The organism is Cognaticolwellia beringensis (assembly GCF_002076895.1).
GTDB classification, from domain to species: domain Bacteria; phylum Pseudomonadota; class Gammaproteobacteria; order Enterobacterales; family Alteromonadaceae; genus Cognaticolwellia; species Cognaticolwellia beringensis.
The window spans coordinates 2,570,367-2,586,129 of record NZ_CP020465.1; the positions used below are offsets into that span (position 1 = coordinate 2,570,367).

Below are 15,763 nucleotides of genomic sequence, written 5' to 3' on the forward strand. Positions count from 1 at the left end.
CGTAATGAAAGTTTTAACACAATCGTCTTTGAAAGAAGAACTCGTTGCTAAACTGCATCGACATAATGTCAGTTGCACGTCTATGATCGTAACTTTGTTTGGTGATGTTGTATCGCAACATGGAGAGTGGATTTGGTTAGGAAGTATTATCGATGCGCTTGGACACGTTGGTTTTACTGAACGTTCGGTGAGAACATCTGCTTTTAGACTGGTTCAAAATGATTGGTTAATTACAAAGAAAATTGGCCGGAAAAGCTATTATCGTTTAACTGAGCATGGTCGTAGCCATTATGCCAGAGCAGAACGACGAATATATCATCGTCATCAAGCTAATTGGGACACCCAATGGATTTTGGTGTTAAATGTTTCTATTCCAGAAGATAAAATTGAAGACTTTAGAAAAAGTATCCGTTGGTTAGGCTTTAATATTTTGTCTCCTGGACTATTTGCTCATCCGTCTCCTGACCGCCGTTCGTTAGATGAAATGTTGATAGAAAATAAACTCATGGCTGATGTTGTGGTTTTTAAAGCGCAATCAGATGATGTTTACTCTAAGAAAAATCTAAAAAGGTTAATCACAGAAAAGTGGGAAATCGACGTGCTTGAGCAAATGTATCAGAGTTTTTTAGACAGCTTCAGAGATTTTTCTATGCAATTAGATCTAACTGAGTTAACTGACGAAGAGTGCTTTGCTTATAGATTGGCCATACTTCATGAATTTAGACGAGTACAATTAAAGGATCCTGATTTACCATCTGAACTTCTTCCTATCGGTTGGGTTGGGTTTGAATCTCAGGATCTACTGCAAAGAGTATATCGACATTTGATACCAGGCTCTTTGTCATTTATTGAAAAACAATTATTTAATGCGCATGGTGAGATGCCCTCACCATCATCTAACTTTTACCAGCGCTTTAAAGCGCTTAGTAATTAAAGGACCCTATAATGCTTCGTGTAGCTGTGATGTATCCCAATACAATTGACGCTGATTTTGATTTTGATTATTTCCAATATGATCATTTGCCACTGGTGAAAAAGGCTTATCAAGCACACGGATTAGTTAACCTTGAATTCGATATTGCTGTTTCTACCACAGGAGATAACAAAGCACCTTATCTCGCAATAGCTTATTTATCTTTTAAAGATATGGCAGCTTTTATGGCCGCGATGAAAGCTGAGGGGAAAATGGTCAATGCAGATGTCAAAAACTACACCAGTATTAAGCCTACTATTCAAATCAGTAAATCTGCCACCTGCTAAAAACGGAATTCATCATGTCTAATATCGTATCAGTTGTATCGCAAAATGAAGTTGCCGTTATTACCATTAATAATCCTCCTGTAAATGCTTTGTCTGCAGAAGTTCGCTCCGGGTTGCTAGATGCGTTAACTCAAGCGCAAGCCGATAAAAGTATTTTTGCAATCGTGATTCAGTGCGAAGGTCGCACGTTTATTGCAGGTGCAGACATTAAAGAATTTGGCCAAACACCCAAATTGCCACATTTACCCGATGTTGTTTTAGCCATTGCTAACTCTAGCGTTCCAATTATTGCTGCTCTGCATGGCTCTGTGCTTGGTGGCGGATTTGAAATTGCACTTGCTTGCCAATACCGTGTGGGTTTAAAAGGGACTACGTTGGGGCTGCCTGAGGTTAATCTTGGTCTTATTCCTGGCGCTGGCGGCACTCAATTGCTTCCTCGAGTGCTTGGTTTATCAAAAGCGATGAATATGATCATAACGGGTAAGTCTATTAAGCTTCCAGATACTGCCGATAATGCTTTAGTTCATGCAGTGACAGATAGTGATGTATTAGCATGTGCGCTTGAATTTTCTCACACATTTGTAAAGTCTATCGGTGGACAAAAGCTTAACAATAAAATTGTTGAGCAAGATGATGCAGAAGATATAAAACAGCATGCGTTGAAAAACTTAGTGAGCAAACGTAAAGGCCAAACAGCACCATTAAAAGCACTTGAAGCTATCATGTATACTACCCAATACTCTCTTGAAGAAGGTATGAAAAAATCAAGAAAGTTATTTTTAGAGTGCCGAGATTCGCCACAATCTGCAGCAATGCGCTATGCTTTTTTTGCAGAAAAGAAAGCACAAAAACCCAAGCTACCATCTATTTCAGCGCCATTAAAAAATATAGAAAAAGTTACCGTTATTGGGGCTGGAACTATGGGCGCAGGTATCGCCATGTGTCTATTAGCATCAGGGATAAGTGTTTATTTATTAGAAATTAATGCTGAAAATTTAGAACGTGGTATGTCTTATATTAAAAAGACCCTTGCCTCTTCGGTTAGAAAAGGCAGAATAAGTGAACAGCAAGTCGCCGATCAATTGGCTCATTTAACTGCTACAACTGAGTATTCAACCATCGCAGATTCACACTTAGTGATAGAAGCTGCGTTTGAAAGTATGGTGGTTAAACAAGATATTTTTGCTAAATTAGAAGCAACAGTTTCAACAGAATGTATTTTAGCAAGTAATACCTCTTACCTCGATATTGATGAAATTGCTTCTGTTGTGACGCATAAATCCCGAGTTATTGGGCTTCATTTTTTTAGTCCTGCTCACATCATGAAGTTACTTGAAATTGTAAAAACCAAACATACCGATACCAATGTTATTTCGAGTTGTATGGCGTTTGCCAAAACTATCAAAAAGCAAGCCGCATTGGTGGGCATGTGTTACGGATTTGTTGGTAATCGTATGTATGCAAGCTACGGTAGAGAAGCAAACTTCTTATTATTAGAGGGTTGCTCTCCAGAGCAGATAGACAAAGCATTAGTTGATTTTGGAATGGCCATGGGCCCACTTGCAGTAAATGATATGTCTGGTATCGATATTGGTTACAAAGCACGAAAAGAGAACCCAAATTTAAGTGTTGATCCTGCTTATTTTTTGGCAGCTAATCTCTTGGTAGATTCAGGTCGTTTAGGACAAAAAACAGGCTCTGGATTTTACGCTTATGATGAAAAATTAAATCGTACATCAGATCCTATTGTGATGGATATTTTTAAGAACGCCGCACAAAAATTAAATATTGTTCCTCAAAGTTATACCAGTGAAGAAATCAGTGAACGTCTGGTATTAGCATTAATTAATGAGGGCGCAAATATCTTACAAGAAAGTATCGCAGAGAACGCTGAAGTAATAGATACCATATGGCTAAATGGTTATGGTTTTCCAAGATATTATGGTGGACCGATGTTTTACGCTCAGCAATTAGGTTGGAAGTATGTGAAAGAAAAATTGCTAGCATTACACCAGCAAACAGGTAAAGATTGGTGGAAACCGTCGACTTATATTGATTCTTTGCTTTAGAGCTATTCTAGTCACCTAACACGAGATAACAAATTCACTTTTATAGGGAATAATAGCCAGTTCCACGCTCAGGATTTTTGTTGAAGCACTGGCTATTTTCGAGAATGTAGCCCCATTGTTTATTTTTAAAAACCGGATTGTAAATTAAACCAACGATTAATTATCAGTTAAATAAAGTATGTTTTTCATCAACATATAAGCGGATTGGTTTTTAGTTTTTAGTTTTAGCGAACAGTCGTGAACTGATATTGTTCAGTTATAGAATTGACCTAATCATTCTATTGATTAGGTCAGAATGAGAGCTTTGCAGGTATTTCAACGAGCTTTCCCCGGTAACTGGTTAGAAAGGTGCTCAAGCGAACTATTATTTCCGAATATTTTTAATCGATAGTCTAGTAATGACGATATCTTCAGCTTAAATTTTTTTAAATCAAAGGCTGCGAAATACCAATGCTACACCCAACCTTTTTGTCTAAATGCCAATAAGGTTTCTGTGAATATTTTCATTTCATCTGGCGTACCTAAAGATATGCGGTTCCAACGATCATCATTCGTCATCTTTCTGCCGACAAGAATGTTATTTCGTCGCATATTAGATTGGTAGTCGGCTAAGGGCTGACCTATTCTATGTAACACAAAATTGGTGTCGCTTGGTATATGGGCTAATTCTAATTTATTTAAAGTGTCGATAAGCAGCGTTTTAGATATCTGATTGTTATTAATGCTCTTTTGATAAAACTCTTTGTCGTCTAGCGCAGCCGAGGCGGCCGCTAAACCAGCAGCATTTAAGTTAAAGCCAGAAGCAAAAGGCTTTATTTTACTGGCTGTTTTTTTAGTCGCAATACCATAACCTATGCGCATTCCTGCCATGCCATGAACTTTAGAAAACGTTCGACTAATCACCACATTATCGCGACCTTGCTTAATCAACTCTAAACCGCTTTTATAGCGAGGATTGGTTTGCGCATAATCAAAATAGGCTTCATCGAGCAAAAATAAGTGGGTATCAGGCGCGTTGTTTATCCATTCAAATAATACGCTGAAATCGACAATGTTCCCGGTCGGATTGTTAGGGTTGCAAATATTGATCAATACGGGACCAGTTTGCGCGTTTGCCTGTTTTTTCATCGCGGCAATATTCATTTCAAAGTCTTGCCCCACAGGCACTTGTATTATATTCAAGTTTTCAGCTTCGCAATATCTTTTGAGGTCGCCGAATGTAGGTATAGGCTCAATCATACTGGCGCTTTGTTGTGCAGAATAGGTAGCAATAGCTTGCAATACTTCGGTGGACCCATTACCAAAAATCAACTGCTGTGGATCAACTTTATGATGCGCTGCTAGTTTAACTTTAAATTCTTCAAAGGATTGGTCGGCATAACGATTGCCATATAATTCGATAGCGTGCTTAGCCGCTAATAATGCTTTAGGAGACATGCCAAATGAATTTTCATTAAAATGTAGCATAAGATTAGCGGCGTTTTGACGAAAAGGTAATATAGGATGGCTGTTAGCAAAGGCGAACTGAGAATTGGCTGCCAAGCCTACCCAGGCAGCGCCTAAACCCAATTGTTGAATGAATTTTCTTCTCGAAGTATGCATGGCTAAGTCGTTCATTATTTATCTCCATATTTTTAATTACACTACTCGTTTTGCCTATGTAGATTAAATATCGAGCAGCGTATTTTACCTGTTAAATTCTGCTAAAGCTTGCATGGCGAGTGTTGACTTATCTGCTTGAACAAAAATATGATCATGATAAAAAGCGGCAATGACATTAGCACTTATACCTTTTTCAGTTAGCTTTGTGGCAATTGCAGCTGTTAAGCCAACAGCTTCAAGGCTTGAATGTATTGTTAAAGTTATGCCTTTGAATATTGCTTCATAGGCTAAACCCTCTTTATCAGCAATATCTTGCTTTATTAATAGCGTTAACCCTTCAAACTCAAGGTAAGCCGCTAAAGGAAATAGCTCAGCATGATCACCATACTTTGCATCTTTAAATGTACAAAAAACATATTCACCATCAAGCAGCTTAGGTTCCATTGATGCTAGTAGTGTATTAATATTTTTTTCGCCTGACATAGTTTTAACCTTTTTGTAATTAATAATGAATGTTCTATTATTTGCTGATCAGTGCTTTACTTAATAAGTACGGGTACGCGAACGTAATGTATTAAGGCATCTTAAATTAACTCTACATCTACACACGATAGAGAATCAATAAACAAATAGAATTACTCTTCTGATTATTCCCTTAATCTTTAGAAATGAAAATATTATTACTCGTAGTTAAACGATAATTATTACTTCCACGACTAGCTTCATTTTTATAGTAACTTTTACTACCCTTTTTAAGGCTGTTTTTTATTCCACTCATTCCACGACAGCGTTCTACCGGGGTATGCACGTTGTTTAAATGGCCATTGGGCCTTTAGCCATTGTTCAACACTGTTGTAAAGCTCATTATCTAAGTGAAGTTCATTATCTTTTACCCATAAATAAACTTCACAGTCGTAATCAATCGCTTTGGTTGGGTAGATATATACACAGCCAATGTAGTTATCTTTGTTTGGACTAAATACGGCATAAGCAAAAGCTTCTCTGGCTGAAAACTCATTTTCATGCTGAATTAATTCCATGGTATTAAATTCAAGGGTCATGTTTTCTTCAGGCCATGTATCGTGTTCAAAAAACACTTGTCTTAAGCGTTCCTTACTTGACATCACCGCCTCATAATCAATTGCGGTGAACTCTGGTTTTAAAATTTTAAAATAAAATTGATTGTTTGATAAAGGTGCAGGAATTTTAAAGTTAATATCTACAAGCATGTGCTTATGCCTAAACGGTGATTTGTTGTCATCATATAGTTAATTTAAGTGAGGTTTCTACTCTGCTGACATTACATATGCCATAAAGGCCGATAACCAACCAAAAAACTCGATGATAAAAGCTGATAAGTTAAAGTGAAAATAGAATGATATTAAAACGAGTAGTGCGCCTATGGCGTTAATGACGCTGTAAGCTTAAGTATTACTTACGCCTTTAGCTCTTAAACATACCTTAATCAACAAAGTATCGCGGTATTAGCTGCGAAACGCCAACCTTAATAAGTGAGTAATATACTGTCATTATTGGCGCTTATTGTATAGATAAGGGCTTTTACAATGGCGTATTTCTCGATTTAAATTATAAAAACTAACGCAGCATTGTGTTATGGCCATTCCGGTTTTTTTAACGAAGATATTGAATAATAAAACTGACAAAATTTTCATGAAATCATACTGAAAGTGTTTGCAATTAAACACTTATACATATTGTCAAAGGCAGCTGTTAGAGCACTTTTATTTTCCTAAACAGTGCCTAATGACAGGAAAAAAACACCTCAAAAGTTGGATACTTTATCGTTTAGTCCATATTGACGATGAGAGATAGTGCCTGTTATGAAAATCTGATGTTAAGTAATAAAAGAAGCTAGAGTGCTTTAATCAGCACGATACATGCGCTAACTCTATACAGGATAATTACCATGAGTGTTCACTATAAAATTGATATTACAGGTATATCTGATGACTTTCTTACACCAGAAGCCACTCGTTTAATTGAATCGGCAGAGAAGTTGGTTCCTAATTTGCTAGAGCGAGCCCATGCTACAGATGCTGCAGGTAAAGTACCTGATGAAACCATAAAAGAGATGATCGAAGCTGGCTTATTTAGGGTCTTACAACCTAAGCGTTGGGGTGGCTATGAGCTTGACCCACGAGTTTTTTATATTATACAAATGACGTTAGCACAAGGCTGTATGTCTACGGCTTGGATCTATGGTGTTATTGGTGTTCATAACTGGCAAATAGGCCTTTTCGATGAAAAAGCACAAGTTGAAGTGCTGGCTGAAAACCCTGAAATATTGATTGCCTCTACATATATGCCAGTGGGTAAAGCGGAAAAAGTTGACGGCGGATATAATTTCACTGGTCGATGGGGTTTTTCAAGCGGTGTTGAACACTGTGAATGGATTTTCTTAGGCGGATTAGTACCAAAAACACCGGGTAGTAAAGAGCTTGAACATAGAACGTTCTTATTGCCTAAATCTGATTATACCGTTGTTAAAAATTGGGATGTTCATGGTCTTCGTGGCACTGGTAGTCACGATATTGTCGTTGAAGGGGCATTTGTTCCTGATTATCGTACACACCAAACCAATGATTACAGTGATGAAGCCTGTAAAGGCCGTGCTATCAATGATAACTGGTTATATCGAATTCCATTTGTACAAATCTTTCAACGCGCAGTTTCTACCGCAGGTATTGGTGCGCTTGATGGGGCAATTACAGAGTTTCGTAAACGTTCTGCTGAGCATGTTGGTAAACATGGTGGTAAAACAGCAGAAGATGTCAATGCTCAAATGGCGGTCACTGAAGCTATGATGACCAGTGACCATTTAAAGCTGGTATTGTTTAGAAATTTTGCTGAAGTGGTTAAACATACCAAGAATGGCGAAATGATGCCGGTTAATGATCGCTTGTTACAACGTGCACAGTCAGCTGCTGTGCCTAAGCAGGTTGCTGAGAGAATTAACGAAATTCTACGAGCTTGTGCAGGCGCTGGTTTATATCGAAGTAACCCTATTGAAAGAGCCTTTCGTGATATCCATCAATCACGAGGTCATATAGCGAATAATACTGATGCTTACATTCGTGCACACGGTACCGTCATGTTAGGTTTACCAAACACAGATCCTTTTGTTTAAGCTAAGGAGTCGCTATGTCTCGTTACCATAATTTAACCGTTGCTGAAGTCATACAAGAAACCGCAGATGCGAATTCTATATTGTTTGATATTCCAGCAACGTTAACCGAGCAATTTACATATCAGCCAGGGCAATTTATAACCCTTAAGCTCCCTTATGAAGGTGAGACTATAATGCGCTGTTACTCAATGTCTAGCACTCCGAGCCAGGATGATGGTTTGCGTGTTACGGTCAAGCGAGTTGATGGTGGGCGCGGTTCTAACTGGATTTGCGATAATTTAATTGCAGGTAGCGAGCTTGAAGTCATGCGACCTGCTGGACTTTTTGTACCAAAAGATTTAGCTGAAGATCATCTGCTCTGTGCCGGTGGTAGTGGTGTTACACCCGTAATGTCAATTTTGCGTCATGTATTGGTGAATGGCACAGGTAAAGTGCGGGTAATCTACGCGAATCGTGATGAAGCGTCGGTAATATTTAAGCAAACATTTAAAGCATTATCAGCAGAATATCCTGATCGCCTTGAAGTGATTCACCTTTTAGATTCATTACAAGGCATTCCGGCACTTTCACTGTTAACTTCCTTAGCTGATGGTATGCAACAAGGTCGTGCCTTTATCTGTGGTCCTGGCCCCTTTATGGACGCGATGGAAATAGCAGTGAAAGCGGCTAAATTTCCAAGTAGTCGTATTCATATTGAGCGTTTCTCTAGTACCGTGCCAAAAGCTGTTTCAGCACCTGCAGAGACTAGTTCACCAAAAAAAGCGAGTCAAAAAGAGAACGTTGAATCAACGATTGATGATTCAGAAATGCCTGCAGCTACCGTGCAGCTTGAGCTTGATGGTGAGCATTATGTTATTCCATGTGAGCCAGGGCAAACCGTACTTGATGCGGCTGAAAACATTGGTATTGAATTACCATATTCCTGCCGTGAAGGGATGTGCGCATCATGTATGTGCGAGATTGTTGAAGGTAAAGTCAAACTCAACAATAACGATGTACTTGATGAAAAAGACTTGGCGAATAACTTCATATTAAGCTGCCAAGCTATACCACTCACCTCTGAGGTGAAGATCAAATATACCTAAATTACGCATCGTGCGTTACAACATATTCTAAATGTGCAGCAAAGGCTGCGTTTTACTGACATAAGAGGTTTTCATGCAATCACGTTTTCAAGATAAAGTTGCTTTTATTACTGGCGGCGGCAGTGGCATAGGCGCAGCAACCGCTCAGCGTTTAGCTGAAGAAGGTGCCAAGGTTATTATTTGTGGTCGTCGTTTAGCGCCATTAGATGAAGTTGTTGCTGGCATTCGCGAGCAGGGCGGTAAGGCTCAGGCTATGCAGGTTGATGTTAGTGACGAACAAGCTTTTGTCAATGCGCTTGAGCAAACAGCCAAGGAGCATGGCGGCTTAGACATTTTGGTCAATAATGCGATGGCGTTTTCATACGGCTCAATAGATACTATGACCACTGAAGATTGGCACAGTAACTTCGCAACGTCGGTAGATGGAACTTTTTGGGGGACACGAACGGCCATGAAACTGATGAAAGCAAAAGGTGGCTCTATTGTGAATATTTCCTCTATTTGTGGTGATTTAGGCACGCCGATGATGTCGGGTTATAGCGCCTCTAAAGCTGCAGTAGTTAATTTTTCACGCGCGGCAGCTGCTGAAGGCGCAGCAGATAATATTCGAGTTAATGTTGTTGTTCCCGCGGTTGTAGAAACACCTGCTACCGCAGGCATGCTGAGTGATGATGCTATGCTGAAAAATACCAACAGACTTATTCCGATGGGCAGAGTTGGGCGCAGTGATGAACTTGCCAGTGCTATCGCATTTTTAGCCAGCGATGATGCGTCATATATTACAGGTGCTAGTTTACCGGTTGATGGTGGCCGTGCGGCTGTGCTTATTACGGCTTTGGATTAAGGAATGACAATGACTACCATTAATTCTTTGCTAACAACAGGTAAGCTTGGTGATATAGAAATAGCGAACCGAGTGGTTATGGCACCTATGACGCGTAATCGTGCGGATGCGGATGGCACCCCCAATAATTTAATGCGCGATTATTATAGTCAACGAGCCAGTGCTGGTTTAATTGTTGCTGAAGGCACTTGGCCAGTAGCAACGGGACAAGCCTACAATCGCCAACCCGGTATTGAAACGCCAAAACAAATTCAAGCATGGCGGGAGATTACCGATGCCGTGCACGAAAAAGGCGGTAAAATCGTCTTACAAATCATGCATGCGGGACGTATTGGATCTCATCACATCAAAGGAAACTCTGTACCTACAGTGGCTCCTTCCGCGATTAAAGCGCGCGGTGAAGTTTATACTGATAGTGCAGGGATGCAACCTTATGACATGCCCACTGAACTTAGCACAGAGCAAGTATGGCAAGTGATTGATGAACATCGCCAAGCAGCAGCGAATGCTTTAGAAGCGGGTTTTGATGGCGTAGAACTACATTGTACTAGTGGTTACTTACCTATGCAGTTTTTATGTTCAGATTCGAATCAACGTAATGACGAATTTGGTGGCAGTGTACAAGCTCGAGCAAAGTTTGCTGCGGAGTGTTTACGTGCGATGGCTTCAGTCTATGGTGCTGGTTGTGTTGGTTTAAGAATGAACCCAGGGAATCGTTTTAATGACACCAACGACGAGTTTCCAGAACAAAGCCATGTGGCATTACTCAATGCTATTGCTGATTTAGATTTAGCCTATTTACACATGATGCAAGCACCAATAGAGACGATAGATGCGTTTAAAATTGGCCGAGAGTCATTTAAAGGTGCACTGATAATTAATGACGGATTTAATCCAGAATCAGCGGCACAGGCGATAGAAAGTGGCCAAGCTGAAGCGGTATCTTTTGCTCGGCATTATGTTGCCAACCCAGATCTTGTTAAGCGCATCGTTGCAGACTTGCCGTTGACTAAATTTGATCGAAAAACACTTTATACTCCAGGTGCAGCTGGCTACAGTGACTATTCAAAAGCAGAGTGATTTATTAACATACCAGTGGCATAAAAAGTGCTGCTGGTGTAAATACAGAATATATACCTAATAATGGGCTATTAATAACGATAAAGGTAAGTTTAAACAGCGCTGATAAATATTCTTGATAGCCTTTAAAATATTTGATTGACTGTTTGTAAAGGTCGAAATAAAATTAATTGAGTCAGCATTGCTTGAAACATTATAAAGCAGACTAGATATATAATATTTAAATGTGTATTGTTGTTTTATCGTAAATCTTTAATTTATAAACTAATAATTATAGGTCGAATACATGGCACATATAGATTTAGAGCTGGAAAAATATAATGAATTAATAAATTCATTATATGAAGCAGCCAAAGATAGCAGTACCGAAGAATGGCGTGAGCCGCTGAAATTATTGCAAGTGTTGTTCAAAGCAAATTATGTCACTTTGATTTTAAAACTCCCCGAAGAAGAAGATCTAGGCTTAATGATAGCCGTTGGTGGACATCTTGAAGACGAGCATAGTATTCAATACCTGCCTTATCAGCACAATCTTACCCCGTTTTCTGATCAGCCTGTCGATACCGTATTAACCGTCGGTGATTTTATGTTTGATGCCGAATGGCAGAAAAACTCTTATCGTCAACATTGGTGTGCATGTAATGATGTTTACCATGTCATGATGATTGATATCAGCACACCAGACGTAGGTAACCTAAGATTCAGGGTCACCCGTTCAGAATCTCAAGAAGATTTTTCTGAGTCTGATAAAGCATTAGCTAAACTGCTCATTCCACATTTCAGACGGGCAATTTCGACATTTTTACAGCTCCACAGCAGCGCTTCCCTAGGTTTACTATACTCTCGTGCCATTGGCCGATTGTCTATCGCGACCATTACCATTGATGAACATGGCCGAGCACTAGATACAAATTTATTTGCTCAAGAAACTCTTGAAGTTGGTGATGGACTTAAAATTACAGCTGGAAAACTTACCGCACATTCTCAAAGTGATAACCGTGAACTCAAACGTCTTATTAAGTTAGCTTTCGCCCAAGCTGGGGAAAAACAAACAACGCCTGAAGCGATGTCAATTTCTCGGCCATCGGGTGAGATTTCGCTCGGTGTCGTGATCGAAGTCATACCGTCATTAAGCTGGGCTGACGGTAAAGGACAGAAAAAAGCGGTAGTCTATATTCGCGATTCCGTTGGAAAATCGACCACGAGCATAGAGATATCGAAAAAACTCTTTGATTTAACACCCGCTGAAACCGCCTTATCATTGCAGTTAACCAATGGTTTATCGTTAGAAGAAGCAGCAGAAGCGCTCAATATTCGTCGTAATACCGCTAGGGCACACCTTCGCTCTATATTTTCTAAAACAGGTGTTCGACGACAAACAGAGTTAGTACGTTTGTTCCTAAATAGTGTTGCTGCATTAGGCTATGATGATCGTAATGAGTCATAGTAAACATGGTTGATTATAATTAATACGTCTCAGGCATAGCATTTGAGACGTGATGATTTTTTCTTCTTCTTTTGTCATGCTCTCAATAGTCCATACGCACTATGAATTTATAGCGATTAAAAACTACCTTTAAAGCTTAGAGCTATTTAATAACCTAACTTTAAAGGGATTGTGTATGCGCGTTGCTTATCAAAATTCATTAGCGCTGATACTAGCAGCGAGTTTTGCCTCTACCATTGGTGGCTTGCCTTTTAATTCACTACCCATTCTTTTGGGGGCTTTAGCTGATACTTTTGCTTTGAAGCCGCAGGAAATTGGCATACTGGGTTCAGTTTGTTTTGCAGGCTATTTGGTTGGTACCTTATCGTCGGTATTAATCATTAATCGTTTTTGTTGGCGTAAATTAACAGTCCTCTGTGCTTTGGCTTCATGCTGTTTATTGCTGCTGTCTGCTTTATCTGATGCTAATTGGCAGATGTTCCTGTGGGCGTTAATCGGATTTTTTGCAGCATTAATGACTTGTTTGGGTTTAAGGATTATCGGCCAAACGTTAAATAAAGAGCGAGCACTAGGTATACGTCAAGGCATCGAGCTTGGGGTAACATCCATAGTATTATTTTTTTTACCTGCCTTTATTATCAGCCAGTTTGGTTACGTAGGGGTTGCATTAAGTTTATGTATTATAATATTTTTATTAAGTTTGAGTGTGTTTTGGTTACCAAAAAACACTCATCTATCAACTGAAAATAAAAGTATAAAATCACAATTGGATATCCCATTATCAGCTTGGTTAGCGTTGTTGGTATTCTTAATTTTTGCAACGGGTAATATCGCTTTATGGGCGTTTTTGGAACGTATTGGTAACAGTATTGAGTTAGAGTCTGCGCAGCTAGGTATTGTATTTGCGGTACTTAAGTTACTTGGTGGTGGAGCCGCGCTCTCAGTAGCACTTGTGGGAAACAAATTAGGGCTACGAAAGCCTTATATTATAGTTCTTAGTGTATTAACACTCGGACTTTATTTCATTTGGACTTCACTTACTAGCGGGTCTAATCAGTTTGTATTTTTTGCGATGGGGGCATGGGTGTGGGAAGTTGCCTTTACTTGGGGCTGCGTGTTTCAAACCGCAGCTGTGGCCAGATTAGATCAAAAAGGGAGTGCAATTATGCTTATTCCTGCTGCCTTTGGTGTTAGTGCTATGGCAGGTCCAGCGCTAGGAGGTTGGTTAGCTTCTTTTGGCTATCAGCAAGTTTTATTACTCGCTTTTGCGACAAGTATTGTCGCGGTAATTTGTTATATCGGGCCGTTAGCTGTTAAACAGCGACAAGTAACTAAAGAAGGACTTGCTGATAACATTAATTGATGCAATTGCGGTTATCAGCATTTATTACAGACAAAAAATAGCCAGTATGTATGATACTGGCTAAGCATTAGTTAGGAAATGGTATTAGTAAGGGCTAAATATTATTTACCTTTAAATTCAGCATGACGTTTTTCTATGAAGGCCGTCATGCCTTCACGTTGATCTTGTGAAGCAAATAATATCGCGTTTGCCTTACGTTCAAGCGCCATTGCACTCGCAAGCGGAGCGTCCATTCCGGCCAAAATAACTTCTTTAATTTGCTCGGCTGCCAACGGCGGCATTCGTGCGATACGGCGACAATTAGCCAATGCAGTTTTATATACATCATCATCTTCGCATAGTTCACTCACAAGCCCACCAACCCAAGCGTCGTAAGCCGTAATAGGCTTACCTGTTAGTGCCATTTGCATCGCTTTAGCTTTGCCGACAGCGCGAACTAAACGTTGAGTTCCTCCAATGCCTGGCATAATACCAATGGATATTTCCGGTTGGCAAAAACTGGCACCCGTACCGGCGATAATAATATCGGCCAACATTGCAAGCTCGCAACCACCGCCATAAGCATAGCCAGAAACAGCTGCAACAACGGGTTTAGGGCATTGTTCAATGGGCGCCCACAAACGCTCAGTGTGACGCTGATAAATTTCTATCGGGTCTGCATCTATTAAGCCTTTTATGTCACCACCCGCAGCAAAAACTTTATCGCCACCGGTCAGCAAAATACAGCGCACTTCGTTATTGTCTGCTAGCTCGGTAAAATATTTTGATAATAATGTTTGCAGTTCTAAGCTTAAAGCATTGGTCGCGAGCGGACGGTTTAACCTTAACTCAGCCACTCCATTTTCAGGAAAGCTCAATATAACGCTTGGCTCGTTTACATCTGTCATCACTTACTCCAAACACTAGATTAGTTCATCTAGCACGTTAAAAATTTAATATAGTGCATTGTCACTTTTAGAACCTTACGCGAGCATCGTCCATTTAGACGAAGCTGTAAACCTAAAACACTAGGTAAACTGTTTTCATGGAATTAATTTTAAATACAAGGCTGAGCAATGCACCCGAGTGACAAATATAAAGATAAGGTTGTACTCATAACCGGAGGCACTAAAGGCATAGGCCTTGGAATCGCTAACGGATTTTTATCGGCAGGCGCCGAAGTAGTTGTTTGTGGTCGTCAAGCTGTTGAAGCGCTACCGCAGGTAACTGTTGAAGGTGAGGTGAAAAAAGCCCACTTTATTCAAGCTGACGTAAAAGATATAGAAAGTACGGCGGCTATGTTTGCGGCCATTGTTGAAAAATATGGCCGGTTAGACGTATTAATTAATAATGCCGGCGGCAGCCCATTTGCCTTAGCAGATAAAGCTTCACCACGTTTCCACGAAGCAATATTGAAATTAAACCTGATTGCACCATTAAATGTCGCTCAACAAGCAAATGAAATCATGCAAGCGAATAATGGTGGCAGTATTATTTTTATCTCCAGCATAAGCGCCATGCGTGCTTCTCCTGGTACTGCAGCTTACGGCGCAGCTAAAGCAGGGGTGTTGTCATTAGTAAAATCTCTTGCGGTTGAATGGGCACCTAAGGTTCGAACTATGGCCGTCAGCCCTGGCTTAGTAAAAACTGAAAATTCTCATCTTCATTATGGCGATGACGCGGGAATCGCGGCGGTTAGTGCGACTATTCCTGCAGGTCGAATGGCAGATCCAGAAGATATTGCTAACGCCTGTATCTTTTTAGCATCACCGGAAGCAAGTTATGCAAGCGGTTGTAATTTACTGATTAATGGCGGTGGTGAAATGCCCGCTTTTCTCAATGCTAGCGAAGAAAATAAATAGTTATTTACTTTCAAATTATAGAAT

Annotated in this window: 15 protein-coding genes; 10 read left to right on the plus strand and 5 right to left on the minus strand. The window is 39.9% G+C overall.

The window, feature by feature from the left end:
* The first annotated feature begins 4 nt into the window (after positions 1 to 4).
* From paaX to B5D82_RS10980, 3 genes are read left to right on the plus strand one after another with little or no spacing between them, the layout of a single operon-like run.
* The gene (gene paaX / locus B5D82_RS10970) at positions 5 to 934 is read left to right on the plus strand and encodes a phenylacetic acid degradation operon negative regulatory protein PaaX (RefSeq protein WP_081151520.1); all 930 of its coding nucleotides are present in this window, start codon (positions 5 to 7) and stop codon (positions 932 to 934) included.
* An 11-nt stretch (positions 935 to 945) separates the two neighbouring features.
* Positions 946 to 1,260 carry an EthD family reductase gene (locus B5D82_RS10975; protein ID WP_081151521.1) on the plus strand — a complete coding sequence of 105 codons (315 nt, stop codon included), beginning with the start codon at positions 946 to 948 and terminating at the stop codon, positions 1,258 to 1,260.
* 14 nt (positions 1,261 to 1,274) lie between these two features.
* Positions 1,275 to 3,329: a 3-hydroxyacyl-CoA dehydrogenase NAD-binding domain-containing protein gene (locus B5D82_RS10980; protein WP_081151523.1), complete on the plus strand. Its 2,055-nt coding sequence runs from the start codon at positions 1,275 to 1,277 to the stop codon at positions 3,327 to 3,329.
* A gap of 453 nt (positions 3,330 to 3,782) precedes the next feature.
* Here the strand turns inward: B5D82_RS10980 and B5D82_RS10985 are convergent, their stop codons facing one another.
* The 4 genes from B5D82_RS10985 to B5D82_RS20325 all read right to left on the minus strand — a co-directional run bounded on the left by B5D82_RS10985 (position 3,783) and on the right by B5D82_RS20325 (position 6,343).
* Complete coding sequence (locus B5D82_RS10985) at positions 3,783 to 4,946, minus strand: pyridoxal phosphate-dependent aminotransferase (RefSeq protein WP_157673880.1); 1,164 nt, start codon at positions 4,944 to 4,946, stop codon at positions 3,783 to 3,785.
* A gap of 69 nt (positions 4,947 to 5,015) precedes the next feature.
* The gene (locus B5D82_RS10990; RefSeq protein WP_081151525.1) at positions 5,016 to 5,414 is read right to left on the minus strand and encodes an ACT domain-containing protein; all 399 of its coding nucleotides are present in this window, start codon (positions 5,412 to 5,414) and stop codon (positions 5,016 to 5,018) included.
* Between the two features lie 269 nt (positions 5,415 to 5,683).
* Positions 5,684 to 6,160 (minus strand): hypothetical protein, encoded by a 477-nt coding sequence (locus B5D82_RS10995; protein ID WP_081151526.1) that lies wholly within the window; start codon positions 6,158 to 6,160, stop codon positions 5,684 to 5,686.
* A gap of 57 nt (positions 6,161 to 6,217) precedes the next feature.
* Entirely contained in the window at positions 6,218 to 6,343 is a 126-nt protein-coding gene (locus B5D82_RS20325; RefSeq protein WP_425429890.1) for a CBU_0592 family membrane protein, read from the minus strand.
* Between the two features lie 515 nt (positions 6,344 to 6,858).
* Between B5D82_RS20325 and B5D82_RS11000 the strand changes: the two genes are divergently transcribed.
* From B5D82_RS11000 to B5D82_RS11025, 6 genes are all read left to right on the plus strand, one after another.
* Positions 6,859 to 8,079, plus strand: coding sequence for an acyl-CoA dehydrogenase family protein (locus tag B5D82_RS11000; protein ID WP_081151528.1), 1,221 nt, complete (start codon positions 6,859 to 6,861; stop codon positions 8,077 to 8,079).
* A gap of 14 nt (positions 8,080 to 8,093) precedes the next feature.
* A complete protein-coding gene (locus B5D82_RS11005; RefSeq protein WP_081151530.1) occupies positions 8,094 to 9,164 on the plus strand; it encodes a ferredoxin--NADP reductase in 1,071 nt (356 codons plus the stop codon).
* Positions 9,165 to 9,237: 73 nt separating this feature from the next.
* Positions 9,238 to 10,008, plus strand: a complete 771-nt coding sequence (locus B5D82_RS11010; protein ID WP_081151531.1) for an SDR family NAD(P)-dependent oxidoreductase — start codon at positions 9,238 to 9,240, stop codon at positions 10,006 to 10,008.
* Positions 10,009 to 10,017: 9 nt separating this feature from the next.
* Positions 10,018 to 11,088: an alkene reductase gene (locus tag B5D82_RS11015; RefSeq protein WP_081151533.1), complete on the plus strand. Its 1,071-nt coding sequence runs from the start codon at positions 10,018 to 10,020 to the stop codon at positions 11,086 to 11,088.
* Between the two features lie 286 nt (positions 11,089 to 11,374).
* Positions 11,375 to 12,535 (plus strand): helix-turn-helix transcriptional regulator, encoded by a 1,161-nt coding sequence (locus B5D82_RS11020; protein WP_081151535.1) that lies wholly within the window; start codon positions 11,375 to 11,377, stop codon positions 12,533 to 12,535.
* A 175-nt stretch (positions 12,536 to 12,710) separates the two neighbouring features.
* Complete coding sequence (locus tag B5D82_RS11025; RefSeq protein WP_081151536.1) at positions 12,711 to 13,898, plus strand: MFS transporter; 1,188 nt, start codon at positions 12,711 to 12,713, stop codon at positions 13,896 to 13,898.
* A 101-nt stretch (positions 13,899 to 13,999) separates the two neighbouring features.
* Here B5D82_RS11025 and B5D82_RS11030 read toward each other — a convergent pair whose 3' ends face one another.
* On the minus strand, positions 14,000 to 14,785 hold the full coding sequence (locus B5D82_RS11030; protein WP_081151538.1) for an enoyl-CoA hydratase: 786 nt from the start codon (positions 14,783 to 14,785) through the stop codon (positions 14,000 to 14,002).
* Positions 14,786 to 14,953: 168 nt separating this feature from the next.
* On the opposite strand from B5D82_RS11030, the gene B5D82_RS11035 reads away from it, so the two are divergent.
* Positions 14,954 to 15,739 (plus strand): SDR family oxidoreductase, encoded by a 786-nt coding sequence (locus tag B5D82_RS11035; RefSeq protein WP_081151540.1) that lies wholly within the window; start codon positions 14,954 to 14,956, stop codon positions 15,737 to 15,739.
* Positions 15,740 to 15,763 lie beyond the last annotated feature (24 nt).

What these genes read in the sequence shown, in the direction of transcription:
- paaX (WP_081151520.1), top strand. Translation starts at nt 5, where the DNA reads ATGAAAGTTTTAACACAATCGTCTTTGAAAGAAGAACTCGTTGCTAAA.
- B5D82_RS10975 (WP_081151521.1), top strand. Translation starts at nt 946, where the DNA reads ATGCTTCGTGTAGCTGTGATGTATCCCAATACAATTGACGCTGATTTT.
- B5D82_RS10980 (WP_081151523.1), top strand. Translation starts at nt 1,275, where the DNA reads ATGTCTAATATCGTATCAGTTGTATCGCAAAATGAAGTTGCCGTTATT.
- B5D82_RS10985 (WP_157673880.1), bottom strand. Translation starts at nt 4,946, where the DNA reads ATGAACGACTTAGCCATGCATACTTCGAGAAGAAAATTCATTCAACAA.
- B5D82_RS10990 (WP_081151525.1), bottom strand. Translation starts at nt 5,414, where the DNA reads ATGTCAGGCGAAAAAAATATTAATACACTACTAGCATCAATGGAACCT.
- B5D82_RS10995 (WP_081151526.1), bottom strand. Translation starts at nt 6,160, where the DNA reads ATGCTTGTAGATATTAACTTTAAAATTCCTGCACCTTTATCAAACAAT.
- B5D82_RS11000 (WP_081151528.1), top strand. Translation starts at nt 6,859, where the DNA reads ATGAGTGTTCACTATAAAATTGATATTACAGGTATATCTGATGACTTT.
- B5D82_RS11005 (WP_081151530.1), top strand. Translation starts at nt 8,094, where the DNA reads ATGTCTCGTTACCATAATTTAACCGTTGCTGAAGTCATACAAGAAACC.
- B5D82_RS11010 (WP_081151531.1), top strand. Translation starts at nt 9,238, where the DNA reads ATGCAATCACGTTTTCAAGATAAAGTTGCTTTTATTACTGGCGGCGGC.
- B5D82_RS11015 (WP_081151533.1), top strand. Translation starts at nt 10,018, where the DNA reads ATGACTACCATTAATTCTTTGCTAACAACAGGTAAGCTTGGTGATATA.
- B5D82_RS11020 (WP_081151535.1), top strand. Translation starts at nt 11,375, where the DNA reads ATGGCACATATAGATTTAGAGCTGGAAAAATATAATGAATTAATAAAT.
- B5D82_RS11025 (WP_081151536.1), top strand. Translation starts at nt 12,711, where the DNA reads ATGCGCGTTGCTTATCAAAATTCATTAGCGCTGATACTAGCAGCGAGT.
- B5D82_RS11030 (WP_081151538.1), bottom strand. Translation starts at nt 14,785, where the DNA reads ATGACAGATGTAAACGAGCCAAGCGTTATATTGAGCTTTCCTGAAAAT.
- B5D82_RS11035 (WP_081151540.1), top strand. Translation starts at nt 14,954, where the DNA reads ATGCACCCGAGTGACAAATATAAAGATAAGGTTGTACTCATAACCGGA.